Origin of the sequence: Asaia platycodi JCM 25414 (assembly GCF_000614545.1) — a bacterium.
Classification (GTDB): Bacteria; Pseudomonadota; Alphaproteobacteria; order Acetobacterales; family Acetobacteraceae; genus Asaia; species Asaia platycodi.
On sequence record NZ_BAKW01000018.1, the window covers coordinates 38,378 to 55,724 of the forward strand.

The window sequence follows — 17,347 nt, forward strand, 5'->3', positions numbered from 1 at the left end:
AGCCTGCCGCCACGTCGAAACAAGTGCTGGCGCCTGTTCTCTGTCGGGCACCAGCACTTGACGCGGGCGCCCCTTCCGGTCTTCAAAACTTTGACATCATCCAACGGGAGTGTTTTCCATGTCCGTCTACAGGCGCAGTTTCCTGGCAGCGATCCCTGCCCTCGCCCTCATGTCGAAAGCCCGCGCCGAAGACGCCCCCAGCCATGACACCCGCCTGACACCGCGCACGCTTGGCAATCCCAAGGCGCCGGTCACGGTCAATGAGTGGTTCTCGCTGACCTGCACCCATTGCGCGCATTTTGAAATGACGGTGTTTCAGGAGGTCAAAGCCAAGCTCATCGATACGGGCAAGGTATTTTACGTCTATCACGATTTCCCGCTCGACCAGATCGCCCTCCTAGGCGCCATGGTGGCGCGTTCGCTCCCGGTCGAACGCTACGTGCCCTTCGTCAACTCGATGCTGTCGACACAGGATCGCTGGGCTTTCGCCCGTGACATCGACCCGAAAAAGCAGATCCAGCAAATGGCTGCCCTGGCTGGCATCTCCGCCGATCAGTTCAGGAAGATCGATGGCGACGATGCGCTCCGCCAGGCGCTTGTTGCCCAGCAGGATGCCGATCAGGCCAAATACAATATCGGCGGCACGCCTTTCTTCATGTTCAACGACAAGCCCTATAATCAGGAACTCCTGACCTTTGAGGCTTTCGAAGCTGAAGTCAGGAAGGCTGGCGGCTGACACCGCATTCGGTTAAATGCGCGAACGGATGGGGCCTAAACGCCCCGTTCGTTCCCGCATCGCGCCTTTTTTCGGCATATTCCAGTCGATCGAAAAGAGGCCCAGAAGAGGACCCCGCTTTTCGCGTATGTCAGCCAAGATCACGCGCCTGCGGATAGCGGGTTTCAAGAGTTTCGCCGATCCTGCCACGATCGATATCCTTCCCGGGCTGACAGGAATCGTAGGCCCCAATGGATGCGGCAAGTCCAATGTCGTAGAGGCCCTGCGCTGGGCCATGGGCGAAAGTTCGGCTCGCGCCCTGCGCGGCGGCGAACTGGACGATCTGATATTCGCCGGCACGAGTGCCCGCTCGGCCCGCTCCCTCGCAGAGGTGACGCTCTGGCTCGAAGAGGCAGCCGGCCTCGCCCCTGCCCCTTTTGCAGACTCAGACGCACTAGAAATCTGCCGTCGCGCCGAGCGCGGCTCGGGCAGTGATTTTCGCCTGAATGGTCGCGCCCTGCGCGCGCGCGATATCACGACATTGTTCGCCGATCTGTCGTCAGGCGCGCGCAGCTCGTCCATCGTCAGCCAGAACCGTGTCAGCGCATTGATCAGCGCCAAGCCCGAAGAGCGCCGCTCGCTTCTTGAAGAAGCCGCCGGCATTACAGGGCTGCATGCCAGACGCCATGATGCGGAACTCAAGCTACGCCAGGCCGAAGGCAATATGGAGCGGTCGGAAGATCTGCGTCAGCAGATCGAGATACGCCTTGAGCAGCTCGAAGCACAATCGACGCAGGCGCGCGCCTATCGCAGTCTATCCGAGTCGATACGTGACGACGAGCAGGCTTTGTCCTGGCTGCTTTACACGCGCGCCGAGCTTCTGGTCGAGCGTACCACCTCCCTGTTGCAGGCGGCGGAGAGGGAGCGCGACGACTCTGCTGCCTCGGCACAGACAGCAGAGCAGGAAGGCCTCGGGCAGAAGGCGCGTATTCTCGAGCTGCGGGACCAGGTCGAAACCCTGCGTGAAACGCGCGACAACCTCCGCGTCGCCGCCGAGACCACACGCGAGGCGCTGGCACAGGCGCTCAATACTGCAGAACAGGCGCGCAGCGTCAGGCGCAGCTTCAGGCTGACCGGTCGATCGCCCAGTCGCGTCTTGCAGAGGCTCAGGCGAGGCACGCGAGCCTCATAGAGGCCATGGCCGCCCTGGAAATCCTGATGACGGATTTACCGGGCAAGCTCACTGATCTGGCCCATACGGCAAAAGGCAGTGCCTCCGCGCTGGCCGAGTCAGAAAAAGCACGTCAGGCCCTGTCGGACCGTCTTATTACCGAGCGTCTGGCAGCGCAGACACTTCAGGCGGAGCATGAGTCGACCGCAGGACGTGTCGCAGCCCTTACCGAAGAAGCGCGCCAGCTGGCGCAGACATTGGGGGAGGTGAAAGCCGAGCTTCCCGACGAGGCGGAACTTGCTGCCCTTCAAAAAGCGCTCGACGAAAAGCGACGCCAGCGCAGCGCTCTGGAAGGGGCCAGCGCCACGCTGACCCTCTCCCAGCAGGATGCCCGCCTGGCGCTTTCACAGGCCGAGCAGAAGGCCGATAGGGCTATAAGGGAGGCAGAACAGGCACGCGATACGCTCGCACGCCTTGTGGCAAGGTCTCAGACGCTTGATGCGCAATGCTCTGCGCATGAGGCAGACCTCGCAGCTCTGTCCCGAACCCATCGCAGCGAAGCAGAACTCGCCGGACATGATGAGAAGGCGCGTCAGTTGCTCACCGCACGCGACAAGGCACGCAGCGAGGCCGAGCAGACCCGAACGACTCTGACCCAGCACCAGCAGGCCCTTTCTCATGCCGAGGCCGAGGCTCAGAGCATTGCCCGGCAGCGCGCCCTTCTGACGCGTGAGCACGAGCAGGCCTGTGAGGCGCACCTTCGGCATGAGCGCCAGATCGAAACGCTGGCAGCCCAGCGCGCCAGTCTCGACGCACAAATGCCCGCCCCTGACGCCCTTGAGGCCGCGAAAGCCGTCCATATGGAGGCGGAGGCCCGTGTCGCCGCCCTGACGGCAAAAATCGAGACCCTCTCTTCAGAACGCAATATCTGTCGCCAGCAGCATGAAGAGCAGGAGAAATCACGCCGGGAGACGACCGCCAGAGCCCTTGCCCTGCGCGCGCGTCATGACGCTCTCGCCGCGACACATCAGTCGGAGGCCTTGCCCTCTCCTCTGATTGACTCCCTCATTATTCCACCGGGCCTCGAGCGCGCCATCGCCTCCGCCCTCGACGCAACGCTCGATGCCTCGCTGGATGAAACGCAGGATCGTGCCTGGGCGCAGCTTCCTGCCTTGGCTGCACAGCCCCTCCCAGCGCCTGCGCAGAGCCTGCTGTCTCTGATCGACTGCCGCCCGCACTGCACCGCTGCTTCACGGCCATCGGGCTGGTCGATTCTGTGGAGACTGGCGCTGCGCTTCAAAGCCAGCTGCGCCCGGCCAATGCCTTGTCAGCGCAGAGGGCGCGCTCTGGCGATGGGACGGCTATCGCGAAGCTGCCAACCTGCCATCGAATGCGCTGAACCGCGTCGAGCATCTCAGCGCGCTTCGTGTACTCGACGCAGAAATCGAGCAGGCCGAGCAGGCTCTCGCACCGCTGACGGAGCGTGTGACGGCGCTGGAACAGCAAGAGCTCTCCCAGACCGCTCAGCTCGCCGAACTACGCGAGGCGCTTCACCAGCAGGAAGCAACACTCGCCGTGAAACGCCGTGAGGAAACGACACTTCTCACTCAGCGCGATCGCCTCAGCAGCCAGAGCGACCGTCTCGACCAGACGCGTGAGGAAACCGCCATCCAGCGCGACGAGGTGGCCAGGCGCGTCGAGTCTGCGAGAGAGGCGCTTGCGTCTCTCGTGTCGGAGGACACACTCAAGTCGCAAATCGACGGCTTGCGCGAAAAGCTCCTGCAGGCGCGTCATGATACGGACCGAGCACTGGAGCTGGCCAAGCGTCTCGAATCGGAACACGGTGCCGCCCAGGAAAACGCCACGCGCCTGAGGCTTCAGGAAGACTCCAACGCCACCAAATCCCGTACACTGACGGCCGCACTGGCTCAGGCCCGCCAGGATCGGGCGGAGGTGGGGACACAGACGCAGCATCTCTCACAGACCGATTACGACGCGGAACTGACCCGATGCACGGAGGCGAGAGACAGGCAGCGGACGACCCTGCAGGATTTCGAAAGCCGTCTCAAGGCGTCGAAACAGGCGCTTGAAACGCTTGGCAGGGAAATCGGTGCGACCAGCAGGGATCTGCATATGAGGCGTGACCTCAAACTCAGTCTCACCGCTCGCCTCTCGGCGCTCCTGCCTCAGCACGATTCTGTCCAGAAAACCCTCGCCCAGACCCAAGCCCGGCAGCAAAACCTGGCGCCCGTGCCGATCTGACTCCCCTTGAGCAGTCTTTCCAGCATGCGCAGACGCAGGAAGCCGCCCATCGTGAGACGGCCGCAAGGCATCATGAGGCTCTCCGCGACGCAGAAGCCACTCTGGACCGCACACAGCAGGAAAAAGCCCAGATTACCCTGCGTCTGAGCGAGAGCGACTCTCAAATCGCGACGCTTCAGGACGATCTGATCCGCCTGGATACCCGCGTCGCTCAAGGCCAGACGGAATGCGCGCAGAGCGAGGCCGATAGAACCCGGCTGGAGACTGCATCGCAGGGGAGTATCGGCGCTCTGGAAACGGCCGAGGAGGCATTTGCCAGCGCGGCTTCCTCGCTCGCCGGGATTGAAGCAGCTCTTGAGACACTGGCTGAAACGCGCAGAGAAGCAGAGCAACGCAGCGCCTCTGCACGCGAAAACGCCATCCGCTTGCAGGAACGCCTCACACAGGCCTGTGGCCAGCTCGAAAAACTTGCCGAGAGCCGGGACACCACTCGACCGGAGAACTTCGATCTGCCGCTTACAGAGCAAAGCGAAACCACACTCAAGCGGCGTTTGAACCGTAGCCAGAAAGAGCGCGAGGCCCTCGGCCCCGTCAATCTTCTGGCGGAGGAAGAATATAGCGAGGCGCGCAGCCAGTCCGATCATCTGATGCGCGAACATGAAGAACTGGCTTCGGCCATCGGTCGTCTGCGCGGCTCGATCAATATGCTGAAAAAAGAGGGGCGCGAGCGGCTTCAGGCGGTTTTTGTCGAGGTTGACCGACACTTCCAGTCGCTGTTCAGCCGCATGTTCAACGGTGGGAAGGCGCATTTGGGGCTGGTCGGCAGCGATGACCCACTCGAGGCCGGACTGGAGATCTTTGCCCAGCCTCCCGGCAAGAAGCTCTCGACCCTGTCGCTTCTCTCGGGTGGTGAGCAGGCACTGACGGCGCTGTCGCTTATTTTTGCTACCTTCCGCTGCCAGCCCGCACCGCTCTGCATTCTCGATGAGGTCGATGCGCCTTTGGATGACGCCAATGTCGAGCGGCTTTGTGGACTGCTGAAGGATATGGCCGAGGAAGCAGAGACGCGATTTCTGATCGTGACCCACCACCAGCTTACCATGGCGCATATGGACAGGCTTTTCGGTGTCACGATGCAGGAGCGCGGCGTCAGTCAGGTGCTTTCTGTCGATCTCAGCCTTGCAACCTCCTTCGCCGAAACGGGTTCTCTGGCTGTAGCGTCCTGATCGGAAGCGGTTATAACCATGTCTTTATTGTATTTTCCCTTCGATACCGCCCATAATGGTCGTTTGACGCATTAGCCCCGAAAGGCCGAACCGATTTCCTTTTCGCCCCCTCATCTTCCAGATCTGTCGAAGCTGAGCGCCGGTCGCGGTCTGCGCGTGGTGGGCGATGTGCATGGCGATCTCACCGCTTTCGAACACGCCGTTGCAACCGATCGGTTCATCGTCCAGCTCGGCGATCTGGTGGACCATGGGCCGGACAGTGCCGGAACGTTGCGACTCATGCTCGACCTGATCGATGACGGGCGCGGTCTGTTCATTCTAGGCAATCATGATCGCAAGCTCGGACGTGCCCTGGAAGGCAGAAGGCTGCGACGCGATCCGCCTCTTGAAGAAACCCTGCGCCAGCTCTCAGGCCCGGTTCAGGCCGGGCTGCGCGAGCGAGCCTATGAGGCAATAGCCGAGGCACCCGCCTGGATCGCTCAGGGCAACATGATTTTCGTTCATGGTGGCTTTCATACCGATATGCTGTTCGAGGCCCCGCCACCGGCGCTGGGGGCCATGACACCACTGCTGTCACGCGCGCTTTTCGGCGAAACGACGGGCCGCATGCAGCCCGACGGTTATCCTGAGCGCCGACTGCGCTGGATCGATCATATCCCCGCCGATCATATCGTGTATTGCGGTCACGACCGACGTTCGACCGATGGCCGCCCCTGGATACGCGATGGACGCAGCGGTGGTCGTGCCATCTTTACCGACCTTGGCGCCGGAAAAGGCGGCCATCTTGCCTGGATTGATCTCGATGTCTGAACAAGAAACACGCGCGCTCCTCGAACAGCATCGGCAGAGCATCGACAATATCGATGCCGCACTGATCCACATGCTGGCGGAACGCTTTCGCCAGACGCAGGCGGTGGGTGAACTCAAGGCCCGTTCAGGCCTGCCCGCTGCCGACCCTGCTCGCGAATCGCGCCAGATCGAAAGACTGCGCCAGCTCGCCTCTTCTGCCAGGCTCGATCCTGACTTCGCGGAAAAGTTTCTTGCCTTCATCATACGGGAAGTTATCCGTCATCATGACTCAATTGCCGGGCGCAGCCCGCGCTGAAACGGGGGCGTGACATGACAGCGCATCATCTCATACTCGTCAGGCACGCTCAGGCCGCGCATGAGTTTTTTGGCAGCCAGGACAGCAAACGCCCCCTGACTGCGCAGGGCGAGCTGGATGCCCAGGCTCTGGGCGAGAAGCTTGCCGCAATCGGCATCGACCTCTCAGGCGCCCATCTGTGGCACAGCACGGCCAGACGCACGACGCAGACAACCCAGGCCATTACAGGTCATCTGCCGGAGTCCTGCATTGTCCATGGTCTGGACGCGCTTTACGACCTCGACCTCTACGGCATTCTTGAGCTTGTGCGCGAGACGCCTCAGACGGTCGGAACCCTGATCATCATCGGGCATAACCCGGCCATCGCCGAAACCTGCCGCCATCTGGCAAGCGACGCGATCGACGGGCCGATCGCCCGGGAACTGATGAAAGGCTACGAGCCAGGCACCGCGGCCCTCTTTACCGTTGTTTCCGACTGGGCCGGTCTTTCGCCCAATACGGCAACACTGGGCACCGTACTTCACCCATAAGTTGATTGCCTCCCCCCGACTAAATTTCTAAGGCACGTCCATGGCTGATCACGACACAAACGGATCCACTCCCGAAACGGCGACCCTCAGCATTGGCGAGCGTTCTGCCGTATTTCCGATACTGAAGGGCAATCTCGGCCCGGATGTCATCGATATTCGCAAACTCACTGCCGACACGCAGATGTTCTCGTTCGATCCGGGCTATGGTGAAACGGCGTCGTGCCGCAGCGCCATCACCTTTATCGATGGCGATGAAGGGGTGCTTTTGCATCGCGGCTACCCGATCGAGCAACTCGCGACCGAAGCAAGCTTTACCGAGACGGCTTATCTGCTGGTCTATGGCGATCTACCTAATCGCGAAGACTACGACCGCTTTCAGCAGGATCTGAAGGAGCAGGCCCTGCTGCACGAACAGATCCGCAACTTCTTCAACGGCTTCCGTCGTGACGCCCATCCGATGGCCATTCTCTGCGGCACGGTCGCGGCGCTCTCAGCCTTTTATCCCGATGCCGTCGATATTTCCCACGAGGCGTCACGCGACCTCTCGACACGCCGCTTGATTGCGAAGGTGCCGACCATCGCTGCCTGGGCCTATAAATACACCGTGGGCGAGCCATTCGTTTATCCCGACAATAATCTCAGCTTTTCAGAAAACTTCCTGAAGATGCTGTTTGCCAAGCCGAACGCCGACTACAAGGTCAATCCCGTTCTGGCGCGCGCCATCGACCGTATTCTGATCCTTCACGCCGATCATGAGCAGAATGCCTCGACCTCGACGGTGCGTCTGGTCGGCTCCACGGGTGCAAACCCCTATGCGTGTATCGCCGCCGGGATTGCCGCCCTCTGGGGGCCTGCTCATGGCGGTGCGAACGAGGCCGTTCTCGGCATGCTGGCGCAGATCGGCACACGGGAGAACATCCCGTCTTTCATCGCTCAGGTGAAAGACCGCGAAAGCGGCGTGCGCCTGATGGGATTCGGCCATCGCGTCTACAAGAATTTCGACCCGCGTGCGAAAATCATGGAGCAGACCTATCATGAGGTCGTGGCAGAGCTGGGGCTGAAACACGACCCGATGTTCGATCTGGCCGCCGAGCTGGAAAAGATCGCTGTCAATGATCCCTACTTCGTTCAGCGCCGCCTCTATCCAAATGTCGATTTCTATTCAGGGCTCATCCTGAGGGCCATGGGTATCCCGACCTCAATGTTCACGGTGCTCTTTGCTGTGGCACGCACGGTCGGCTGGGTCAGCCAGTGGCGTGAGATGATCGAGGAACCAGGCCAGCGTATCGGTCGTCCCCGTCAGCTTTATGTCGGTGAGGCCCGGCGCGATTATATCCCGCAATGCAGACGCAGCTGAGCGGTATGACATCCTGAAACGAAAAAAGCCGGAGGAATACTCCGGCTTTTTCTTTGCCCGGACCAGAAAGCCCGGGCTTCATCTTTTTGTGAAAACCGGGCCGAAGCCTAGCAGTCACAACCCGGCGTGGCGCCCTTGTCCTGACGGACAATATGATGGTCAATCCATTCCGAAACCAGACGACGCGCTTCGTTCAGCGAGGCCTCGGGATGGTGAATGCGATAAAGGGTCGTGCATGCGGTGAAAGCCTGGATATCAGGCTGGCCCACATCCCGAAGCTCTTCATACGCTGTGATAACAGCGCGTTCGCACTTTCGGGAAATGCGGTTGAGGTCAACAGTCACGCAAACTGATCCTAGTTGAGAATTATTATCAATTAGCGCATTGTAAATCTTTTCCGATAGTAAATGCAAGCATCGCCTATCGAACGAATGCGCGAGGATTTTCTCTCCTTATTTCTCTTACTTTTCTCGCAAAGGGCGGATAATCCTGCACGCCAGTAAGATCATGGAGTAATAGCAGATGGCTCTCAGCAACGAGATCAATGGTGGCGCAGTCCGTCAGACGCAATGGGACAGGGATGCTGCGCTCACTACGGCGCGTATCCTGCTGGAAATCAAGGCCATCAATTTCCGCCCGGAAGAGCCATACACCTTGACGTCGGGCTGGAAGTCGCCTGTCTATATCGACTGCCGCAAGATCATCTTCTTCCCCCGCGCCCGCGCCAAGATCGTCGAGCTGGCCGTCGAGAAGATCGGCCGTCACATCGGCTATGAAAGCATCGACTGCGTGGTCGGCGGCGAGACGGCAGGCATTCCCTTCGCTGCCTGGATTGCCGACCGTATGATGGCCCCCATGGCGTATGTGCGTAAAAAGCCCAAGGGCTTCGGTCGCAACGCTCAGATCGAAGGCGATGTGCCTGAATCGATGCGCACGCTTCTGGTCGAAGATCTGACGACCGATGGCGCCTCGAAGGTCCGCTTCGCCAATGCCCTGCGTTCGGCAGGGGCGATCATCGATCACACGTTTGTCGTCTTCTTTTATGGCGTGTTCCCTGGCGCCCAGAAGACCCTTGCCGACATGAATGTGTCGCTGCATTCGCTCTGCACCTGGTGGGATGTGCTCGAAGCCTGCTCCGGCGCGAATTATTTCTCCGAGAGCGACATCCATGAGGTGCGGCGCTTCCTCGAAGATCCCTGCGGCTGGTCGAGGGCCCATGGCGGTGTTGGCAGCGCCGAAGAAGCCGCTGCGCTCAAGGCCAAGGCGGAAGGCTGAATTGCCCATCCCTCCGGGCCGTGTGCTTGCCTTTGATTCGGGCATAGGGGGGCTTGCCGTCGTGCAGGCCCTGCGCACGACCCTGCCGGAAGACACACGTATCGACTATCTGGCCGATAACGCGCTGTTTCCTTATGGCGAGCAGGAAGATTCCCTGCTCGTCACGCGCCTGCTCTCCCTGATGGAAGAACGCATCGCTAGGTTGCGCCCCGACGTGGTAATGATTGCCTGCAACACGGCGAGCACAATCGCGCTCGACGCGCTGAGAGCCCGTTTCGACGTGCCCTTCGTTGGCTGCGTGCCTCCTGTACGCTGGGCCGCACGCGTAAGCCAGACCCGGGTCTTCGGGCTTCTCTCCACGCGAGGCACGGCGCGACGCCCGTATCTGCGCAGCCTGCGCGACAGCTACGCGGCTGATTGCGAGATGATCGTGCATGGCGCCCGCGCCCTGGCCGATCTGGCAGAGCAGGCTTTCCTAGGCCGCCCCGTCGATGATTCTATGGTGGCAGAGGAATTGCGTCATCTGTTCGAGGCCCCCATGGGGCGACAGATCGATACGATAGGACTCGGCTGCACGCATTATACGTTTTTGGCCGATGCTTTCCTGCGTCTCAGCCCGCCGAATATCAGTTTTCTCGACCCGGCTGTTCCAGTCGCCCAGCAAGTCAACCGGATTCTCGAAATGCGGACAGTGCCTCCCGAACGGGAGGATCTGCCCGAGAGCCTGACCCTGACCGGACCGGCCACTGATAGCGCGGCCCTCAGGCAGGCCGTTGCCCGGCTGGGCTATCACGACATCACAGTACTGAACAGCGCGCTCGTACCCTGAAAACCGCCTCCCCGCAGGAGGCGGAATCGCTCAGTTGGCGCGGCTGACGGTGTAGGACGCCGCGTCTATCATCAGCTGACGGATAGGGCTGTCAGGAAAAATCGACAGTGCTTCGATTGCCGCGTCAGCATAGAGACACGCGCGATCGATCGTGATCTGGATGGCATCGCGCTTGTCGATCAGTTCGAGCGCATGGGGCAGATCCTCATCGGTCTGCTCTCCGGTCTCGATCACGCGCAGCCAGAAAGCACGCTCTGCCTCGTCACCAGCCTGGAAGGCAGCCAGAACCGGCAGGGTGATCTTGCCCTCGCGCATATCGTCACCGACTGTCTTGCCCAGAACCTGCTGGTCGGCAGCATAATCGAGCGCATCATCGACAAGCTGGAAGGCCATCCCGAGATTGGTGCCGTAAGCGTCAAGTGCCGCTTCTTCCTGCTCCGAGCGCCCGGCGACGACCGCACCGACGCGACAGGCCGCAGCAAAAAGCGCCGCCGTCTTGCCATGGATGACTTCGAGATATTTTTCGATAGGCGTCGACAGATCGTTCTGCGTCGCCATCTGCAGCACTTCGCCCTCAGCGATGGTGCTGACGCCGCAGAGAGAATGGCCATGACTTTCAGCGAGCCATCGGCAGTCATGAGCTGGAAGGAACGGGCAAACAGGAAATCACCTACCAGCACCGAAGCCTTGTTACCAAAAACTGCGTTGGCCGAAGCCAGGCCACGGCGCAGCGTGCTTTCATCGACAACGTCGTCATGCAGCAGCGTGGCCGTATGGATGAATTCGACGCAGGCCGCGAGACCCACATGACGCTGGTTCTCTACCGAGGCTCATAACCGCACAGACGCGCCGAGGCGAGCGTCAGAAGCGGCCGCAGCCGCTTGCCGCCAGCCGCAACGAGATGCGCACCGAGCTGGGGAATAAGCGGCACCGGGCTTTGCATCCGCGCGACGATTTCGCGGTTGCAGGCCTCCATATCGTCCTTCAGAAAAGCGGAAAGGGCGTGCAAGGCCGTGCTTTCGCTGCTTGCTCCATTGGCCGCGCTCTGCGTCTTGATATCGGTCAGGCTGTCGGCACCACCCAAGGCAACTCTCCACTTCAAACTTGGCCACTGACGACCCTGATGCAGTATAAGGCACGAGCCGGGCTTCTTCCCGGCGCAGAAAAACACCGTGGCAGAAATCGAACTTCATGCATGACCCAGCCAGACCGGAAGACCAGCCCTCTGACAGTCCAAACCATATGAGCGGCGCTGCGCCCACGGTCAACCCGGCCACCCTAAAAGCTGAGGCCGCTGCCGTGGCGACAAGCGACACGATGGACGGCTATCTGCTCGACCGTCGCGTGCGTTACAGACAATTTACCCGGGGCTACCGCACGGGAATCGAACCCGTTCTGATGGCCGCCTTCGTTCCCGCCCAGCCCGGGCAAAGCGTGCTGGAGGCTGGTTGCGGCGCAGGCGCCGGGCTTCTCTGCCTGACCTCGCGCTGCCCCGATGTCAGAGGGGTCGGGCTGGAGGCCGACGGCGCAACCGCCCGGCTGGCGATGCAGAACATGCATGAAAACGACCGTGATGCGCGGGTGACGATCCTGCATGGCAGCATCCCCCATGTCCCGCCTGCCCTCAGGCAACTGACACCGGGAGCCAATGGACGCTTCCACCATGCCATGGCCAATCCACCCTGGCACCCGGCAGATCACACAGGCGCCAGCGACGCACGACGACGTCTGGCCATGACAATGCCGGAAGGCGGCTGGGGCGAATGGATCACGACGCTCGCACGCTGGGTGCTCCCGGGCGGGAGCCTGACCCTTGCCCTCCCTGCGGCGGTCGTCGATCGCGCCTGCGAATCCCTGCGCCTTTCCGGTTTCGGAAGCCTGACCCTGCTGCCCCTATGGCCGAAACAGGGGCGCGCAGCCAAAATAGTTCTTCTACGCGCCAAGCAAGGCGGCCGAGGAGTATTCTCCCTCCTCCCCGGCCTCGTACTGCACCGCGATGCGGGCGGCTATACGGAGCAGAGCGAGGCGGTTCTTCGCGAGGCTGAAGCTCTCCGCTGAGACGCTTTCCTTTTTCGTTGAACGGGAGACCAAGATGACCTCCCCGACCTCGTTCAGCGCGGCGTGAAGACCGACGTACCGCCCCCGCTGAGGCGCCGTAAAGCCTCTCTGACCGACGGCGGGGATGAGAGATTGATCACTGATCCACCGCCACGCTCGGCCAGATAGGGCACGATATGCTTCTCGCCCGGATAGAGACCTCTGACTTAGATCGCCTTCAGGCTGCTCGATGTCTCGAGCTGATCTCGTCAACCGGAACAACGATATGGATGCCCGCGACGTTCACGAGTACGTCGATCCCGCTTAAAGGCTCTTTCGTCCAAGCATAGGCTGCGGTCCATTGCTCTTCCGGCGTCACGTCATGACTCTGGATCAGAACCACCCTCCCGGCTACCTAACGAGCGACGCGGTTTCTTCCAGCCCGGTCATGTCGATATCGGTCGCAACAACCTTTGCTCCTTCTTTCGCAAAAAGAGAGGCGGCTCCACGCCCGACACCCGCCCGGGTGATGAATACGGTCTTGTTTCTCACGGTGCAGCCATTTTCTTCCTCCCCGAATCATAATGATCACGACAACAGAAAAAGGTAAGATGCAGAAAGCGTTTTTTGGATATCACTTGACATGATCGCTGAAGAGACAGCTCTGTCCTTGCCGGATCAGAGAGTTATTCTTCGTATTGACGGCTCTCAACACAACGGCGACCCAGAGGCCATGGGACGAATTGCAGGAGACCGACGCGAGAACCGTAATAAAAAAGGGAGGGGTTTCCCCCTCCCCTGCCTCAGGAAGCGAATACGTCGGCTTCGAACGCTTCTTCCCACGAGCCACTGGTTGAAGCGCGGGAGTATTCTGTCGAACGGTTCTCGAAGAAATTCGCATGTTCGACGGCGTTGAGCATGTCGTCGAGCCAGGGTAACGGGTTCTCTTCGATGCCATAGAAAGGATCGAGACCGAGCTGGGTCATGCGACGATCGGCTATAAAGCGGATATAACGCTTCACCTGATCGGCGCTCAGCCCCTCGACATCGCCCATTTCGAAAGCAAGGTCGATAAACGCATCTTCGTGCTCGACCGTGGTGGCGCAGATCTCGGCGAGTTCGGCTCGGAAATCCTCGGTCCAGATCTCGCTGTTTTCACGCACGAAGGTGCGGAAGAGGCGGATCATCGACAGGCAATGCAGCGTCTCGTCACGCACCGACCACGACACGATCTGCCCCATGCCCTTGAGCTTGTTGAAGCGCGGGAAGTTCAGCAGAATCGCGAAGGAAGCGAAAAGCTGGAGCCCTTCCATGAAGGCGCCGAACGCCGCCATGGTCTTGGCGATCTCGCGCTTGTTGTCGATGTTGAAGGACTGCATAAAATCATACTTGTCCTTCATCTCCTTATATTTCAGGAATGCCGAATATTCGGTTTCCGGCATACCGATGGTGTCGAGGAGATGCGAATACGCAGCGATATGGATCGTCTCGATATTCGAGAACGAAGAGAGCATCATCAGCACTTCGGTCGGTTTGAAGACCTGGCTATAATACTTCATATAGGCCGAGTTCACTTCGACATCCGCTTGGGTGAAGAAGCGAAAGATCTGCGTCACCAGATGGCGCTCGCCTTCGCTCAGCGTCCGATGCCAGTCCTTGACGTCATCGGCTAGAGGCACTTCTTCGGGCAGCCAATGCACGCGCTGCTGGATCAGCCATGCATCATAAGCCCAAGGATAGCGAAAGGGCTTATAGACCGGATTGGCGGTCATGAGGTCGAAATGCTGCGCCTCGGCGAGCGGTGCGCCTTGGTTCTTTGTCTCGCTCATTGGCTTTTCCTGATTTTGCTGTGCTTTGACTGGTTTTTTGGCGAGTGGTCGGCTGTCTTGTTCGGGGTCAGGGTCAGAACGGGGCTGCCCTGCGCATCATCGAGAAGCAGCTTGCCCTCGCTGATCTGCCAGGCCGCAACCTGACCGATCGCGCTGAAAACGGCCTCTTCCTGCGTCATGCGCACGCCGGGGCAGGCCATTCGGGTGCCCGCAATCGGCCCGAAGCTCACACTCTGCCCCGATGCGGTGACATGCCCCATCATGCGGTTGCATCCGCCCGTACCAGAGAGGAAACCATCGGCGCGAAAGACCATGAAAGCCGGTGCTTCAGGGGCCGTCGCCTTATCGCCGATCTTCTCGATTTTCCAGCTGCCGACCAGTGCCGATGGCAGGGGCACGGCAACGGGCTCGACCACGATCGCACTCTGCTCGGGCACGGCGCCGAGCGCCATAATGGCATCCTTGCTGATATAGAGCAGGCGATCGCCTGTCCTTATCTCGGCCCGCAGCGCATAGCGATGACCGGGCTTGAGAGAGGCCGGATCATAGGCCAGCGCGTAGCCGAAGCTCTGCGTGCCAACTGGGGCAAAGACGGTTTTGCTGAGCGTCACAGAGGGCGCATCGGCGAGGCTGACATCGTCGAGCATTACTGCGAGCTGGGCGCCTGCGGGGAGATCGACCCTGCCCTTGATGGTGACCGTACCGCGCAGAAGCGTGGATGCACCGGGCTGCATCTCGTCGGCCCGTGCCGCGCCTGACAGGAGCGTCACCGGCGCCACGCCGAGTATGAGAGCCGCAAGCGTAAGGGCTTTTACTGACATGACAGGCATTCCTCATAGCTCGTCGTCGCTACCGGCTTCTTGGCGGCTTCCGTGGCGTTAGAGGTGTAATCTTCTTCCTCAAGAATATTGGTCTTGAGCGCCATGTCGCTCACCGCGTCAGCGCGCTGGATGGACAGCGAGCGGCAGTAATAGAGCGACTTCACCCCACGCTTCCATGCCAGATAATGGATCTGGTGCAGGTCGCGCTTGTGAATATCGGCAGGCAGGAAGACATTGATCGACTGCGCCTGGCAGATGAAAGGCGCACGATCGGCCGCATGCTCGATCACCCAGCGCTGATCGAGTTCGAAAGCCGTCTTGTAGACGTCCTTCTCGTCCTGGGTCAGGAAGTCCAGATGCTGGACCGAGCCCTTGTTAAGCGTAATGGACGACCAGACGGCATCATTGTTCTGACCCTTCTGCTCGAGAAGCTGCAACAGATGGCGGTTACGCACCGTAAACGACCCGGAAAGCGTCTTTTGCAGGAACACATTGGCTGAGATCGGCTCGATACCGGGGCTGGCATTGCCTGCAATGATCGAGATCGAGGCCGTCGGCGCAATCGCCATCTTGTTCGAGAACCGCTCCATGAAGCCGTATTCCTCGGCGTCGGGGCACGGGCCCAGAACTTCTGCGAGGTGCTTCGATGCCGCGTCGGCCTGGGTCTTGATCTGCTCGAAGATGCGCTTGTTCCATACGCGCGCCATCACGCTTTCGAACGGGATGTTCCGGGCCTGGAGGAAGGAATGGAATCCCATCACGCCTAGACCAACCGAACGCTCGCGCATGGCGGCGTATCGGGCGCGTTCCATATCATCGGGTGCGCGATCGATGAAGTCCTGCAACACGCGATCGAGGAAGAGCATGACGTCTTCGACGAATTGCGGGTTGTCCTTCCACTGATCCCAGGTTTCGAGATTGAGCGAGGACAGGCAGCACACGGCGGTACGGTTCTTGCCGTGATGGTCGAGGCCGGTCGGCAGCGTGATTTCGGCACAGAGATTGGAGGTCTTGACCTCAAGACCGGCGAGCTTGTGATGCTCGGGGCGAGCCTTGTTCACATGATCGGAGTAGATGATGTAAGGCTCGCCCTGCTCCATACGGGCCGTCAGGATACGGATCCAGAGCTGGCGCGCAGAGATGCTGCGGACGATCGACATGTCCTTGGGCGAGCGCAGCCCCCATTCCGCGTCCTGCTCGACGGCGCGCATGAAGTCATCGGTGATCAGCACACCGTGATGCAGGTTCAGCGCCTTGCGGTTCGGATCGCCACCCGTTGGGCGACGCATTTCAACGAATTCCTCGACCTCGGGGTGCCAGACCGGCAGATAGACCGCCGCAGAGCCGCGACGCAGCGAGCCCTGGGAAATAGCCAGCGTCAGGCTGTCCATCACACGAATGAAGGGGATAACGCCCGAGGTCTTGCCGTTCTTGCCGACATTCTCACCGATCGAACGCAGATTGCCCCAGTAGGAACCAATACCGCCGCCCTTGGAGGCCAACCAGACATTCTCGTTCCACAGATCGACGATACCGCGCAGGCTGTCATCGGCCTCATTCAGGAAGCAGGAGATCGGAAGGCCGCGCGTGGTGCCACCATTCGAAAGCACCGGCGTAGCGGGCATGAACCAATGCTGCGAGATGTAGTCGTAAAGACGCTGCGCATGGGCGGCATCGGCGCCGTAATAGGAAGCAACGCGACCGAAGAGATCCTGATAGTGTTCGCCGGGCAGCAGATAGCGGTTATCCAGCGTCGCACGACCGAAATCGGTCAGCAGCGCATCCCGCGAGCGGTTGACCCGCACCGGGTGATGGCCTTCAAGCTGCACCACATCGTCGAACATATCGGGTTCGGCCTCGATTTCCTGCGGCGCGCGGTCGCAAGGCTCGGGCAGGACGTCAGCCGATGCAGAAACAGTCTCACGGGTCGTGTCTTCTAGCAGGCTCACGGGCCATCTCCCCAAGATCAAAGCGAGATCAAAATCGCAAATTCCGAGTGTCCTCTTGGCGCAAGTCCCCCTCCCGAGACAAGCAATATATCGGGTTAAATTTCACCCCCGCCACTACATATGGTGTTGACAGGGGGCGAAGCCCTTGAGGAACCTCAGCTTCCGCCAGTGAGGTTTTTTTCTCTCCTGCCCAAGCGCGGCCACGATGTCACAGCAGGAGCGATGAACATTTCGCGTCGCG

The 17,347-nt window shown here is 60.4% G+C and carries 18 protein-coding genes and 1 pseudogene; 12 read left to right on the forward strand and 7 right to left on the reverse strand.

All coding sequences use genetic code 11. The features are described 5' to 3' along the window. Nucleotides 1–118 precede the first annotated feature (118 nt). From JCM25414_RS12625 to JCM25414_RS12670, 9 genes are all read left to right on the forward strand, one after another. The gene (locus tag JCM25414_RS12625) at nt 119–736 is read left to right on the forward strand and encodes a thioredoxin domain-containing protein (RefSeq protein ID WP_025841874.1); all 618 of its coding nucleotides are present in this window, start codon (nt 119–121) and stop codon (nt 734–736) included. 127 nt (nt 737–863) lie between these two features. Next, nucleotides 864–1,907 (forward strand): AAA family ATPase, encoded by a 1,044-nt coding sequence (locus JCM25414_RS12630; protein ID WP_035443415.1) that lies wholly within the window; start codon nt 864–866, stop codon nt 1,905–1,907. A gap of 26 nt (nt 1,908–1,933) precedes the next feature. After that, entirely contained in the window at nt 1,934–3,475 is a 1,542-nt protein-coding gene (locus tag JCM25414_RS12635) for a coiled-coil domain-containing protein (RefSeq protein WP_148301084.1), read from the forward strand. After that, nucleotides 3,462–4,148, forward strand: coding sequence for a hypothetical protein (locus tag JCM25414_RS12640; protein WP_025841877.1), 687 nt, complete (start codon nt 3,462–3,464; stop codon nt 4,146–4,148). The genes JCM25414_RS12635 and JCM25414_RS12640 overlap by 14 nt, the downstream gene beginning before the upstream one ends. Then, complete coding sequence (locus tag JCM25414_RS12645; protein WP_081775927.1) at nt 4,145–5,374, forward strand: coiled-coil domain-containing protein; 1,230 nt, start codon at nt 4,145–4,147, stop codon at nt 5,372–5,374. Before JCM25414_RS12640 ends, JCM25414_RS12645 begins: the two co-directional genes overlap by 4 nt. A gap of 93 nt (nt 5,375–5,467) precedes the next feature. Further along, the gene (locus tag JCM25414_RS12655) at nt 5,468–6,184 is read left to right on the forward strand and encodes a metallophosphoesterase (RefSeq protein ID WP_408734891.1); all 717 of its coding nucleotides are present in this window, start codon (nt 5,468–5,470) and stop codon (nt 6,182–6,184) included. Next, nucleotides 6,177–6,479, forward strand: coding sequence for a chorismate mutase (locus JCM25414_RS12660; RefSeq protein ID WP_025841880.1), 303 nt, complete (start codon nt 6,177–6,179; stop codon nt 6,477–6,479). The genes JCM25414_RS12655 and JCM25414_RS12660 overlap by 8 nt, the downstream gene beginning before the upstream one ends. Before the next feature lie 14 nt (nt 6,480–6,493). Beyond that, entirely contained in the window at nt 6,494–7,009 is a 516-nt protein-coding gene (locus JCM25414_RS21905) for a SixA phosphatase family protein (RefSeq protein WP_025841881.1), read from the forward strand. A 40-nt stretch (nt 7,010–7,049) separates the two neighbouring features. Beyond that, complete coding sequence (locus tag JCM25414_RS12670) at nt 7,050–8,366, forward strand: citrate synthase (RefSeq protein WP_025841882.1); 1,317 nt, start codon at nt 7,050–7,052, stop codon at nt 8,364–8,366. A gap of 107 nt (nt 8,367–8,473) precedes the next feature. Here JCM25414_RS12670 and JCM25414_RS12675 read toward each other — a convergent pair whose 3' ends face one another. Further along, the gene (locus tag JCM25414_RS12675; protein WP_025841883.1) at nt 8,474–8,710 is read right to left on the reverse strand and encodes a hypothetical protein; all 237 of its coding nucleotides are present in this window, start codon (nt 8,708–8,710) and stop codon (nt 8,474–8,476) included. Between the two features lie 178 nt (nt 8,711–8,888). Between JCM25414_RS12675 and JCM25414_RS12680 the strand changes: the two genes are divergently transcribed. Together JCM25414_RS12680 and JCM25414_RS12685 are read left to right on the forward strand one after the other, a co-directional pair. Next, the gene (locus tag JCM25414_RS12680; RefSeq protein ID WP_025841884.1) at nt 8,889–9,641 is read left to right on the forward strand and encodes an orotate phosphoribosyltransferase; all 753 of its coding nucleotides are present in this window, start codon (nt 8,889–8,891) and stop codon (nt 9,639–9,641) included. After that, a complete protein-coding gene (locus JCM25414_RS12685; protein ID WP_081775928.1) occupies nt 9,583–10,470 on the forward strand; it encodes a glutamate racemase in 888 nt (295 codons plus the stop codon). Before JCM25414_RS12680 ends, JCM25414_RS12685 begins: the two co-directional genes overlap by 59 nt. A gap of 30 nt (nt 10,471–10,500) precedes the next feature. On the opposite strand, the pseudogene JCM25414_RS20140 reads toward JCM25414_RS12685, so the two are convergent. Next, a pseudogene (locus tag JCM25414_RS20140) lies at nt 10,501–11,554 on the reverse strand (polyprenyl synthetase family protein). A 107-nt stretch (nt 11,555–11,661) separates the two neighbouring features. Between JCM25414_RS20140 and JCM25414_RS12695 the strand changes: the two are divergent. Next, nucleotides 11,662–12,528, forward strand: coding sequence for a tRNA1(Val) (adenine(37)-N6)-methyltransferase (locus JCM25414_RS12695; protein WP_242403569.1), 867 nt, complete (start codon nt 11,662–11,664; stop codon nt 12,526–12,528). Nucleotides 12,529–12,745: 217 nt separating this feature from the next. Here the strand turns inward: JCM25414_RS12695 and JCM25414_RS26730 are convergent, their stop codons facing one another. The 5 genes from JCM25414_RS26730 to JCM25414_RS12720 all read right to left on the reverse strand — a co-directional run bounded on the left by JCM25414_RS26730 (nt 12,746) and on the right by JCM25414_RS12720 (nt 17,001). Then, nucleotides 12,746–12,910, reverse strand: coding sequence for an SDR family NAD(P)-dependent oxidoreductase (locus JCM25414_RS26730; RefSeq protein ID WP_081775929.1), 165 nt, complete (start codon nt 12,908–12,910; stop codon nt 12,746–12,748). A gap of 8 nt (nt 12,911–12,918) precedes the next feature. After that, a complete protein-coding gene (locus JCM25414_RS23415; RefSeq protein WP_159101768.1) occupies nt 12,919–13,059 on the reverse strand; it encodes a hypothetical protein in 141 nt (46 codons plus the stop codon). Between the two features lie 251 nt (nt 13,060–13,310). Then, nucleotides 13,311–14,336, reverse strand: coding sequence for a ribonucleotide-diphosphate reductase subunit beta (locus JCM25414_RS12710; RefSeq protein WP_025841887.1), 1,026 nt, complete (start codon nt 14,334–14,336; stop codon nt 13,311–13,313). Then, nucleotides 14,333–15,157 carry an META domain-containing protein gene (locus JCM25414_RS12715; protein ID WP_025841888.1) on the reverse strand — a complete coding sequence of 275 codons (825 nt, stop codon included), beginning with the start codon at nt 15,155–15,157 and terminating at the stop codon, nt 14,333–14,335. Before JCM25414_RS12715 ends, JCM25414_RS12710 begins: the two co-directional genes overlap by 4 nt. Beyond that, on the reverse strand, nt 15,148–17,001 hold the full coding sequence (locus JCM25414_RS12720) for a ribonucleoside-diphosphate reductase subunit alpha (protein WP_081775933.1): 1,854 nt from the start codon (nt 16,999–17,001) through the stop codon (nt 15,148–15,150). The genes JCM25414_RS12715 and JCM25414_RS12720 overlap by 10 nt, the downstream gene beginning before the upstream one ends. Nucleotides 17,002–17,347: the final 346 nt, after the last annotated feature.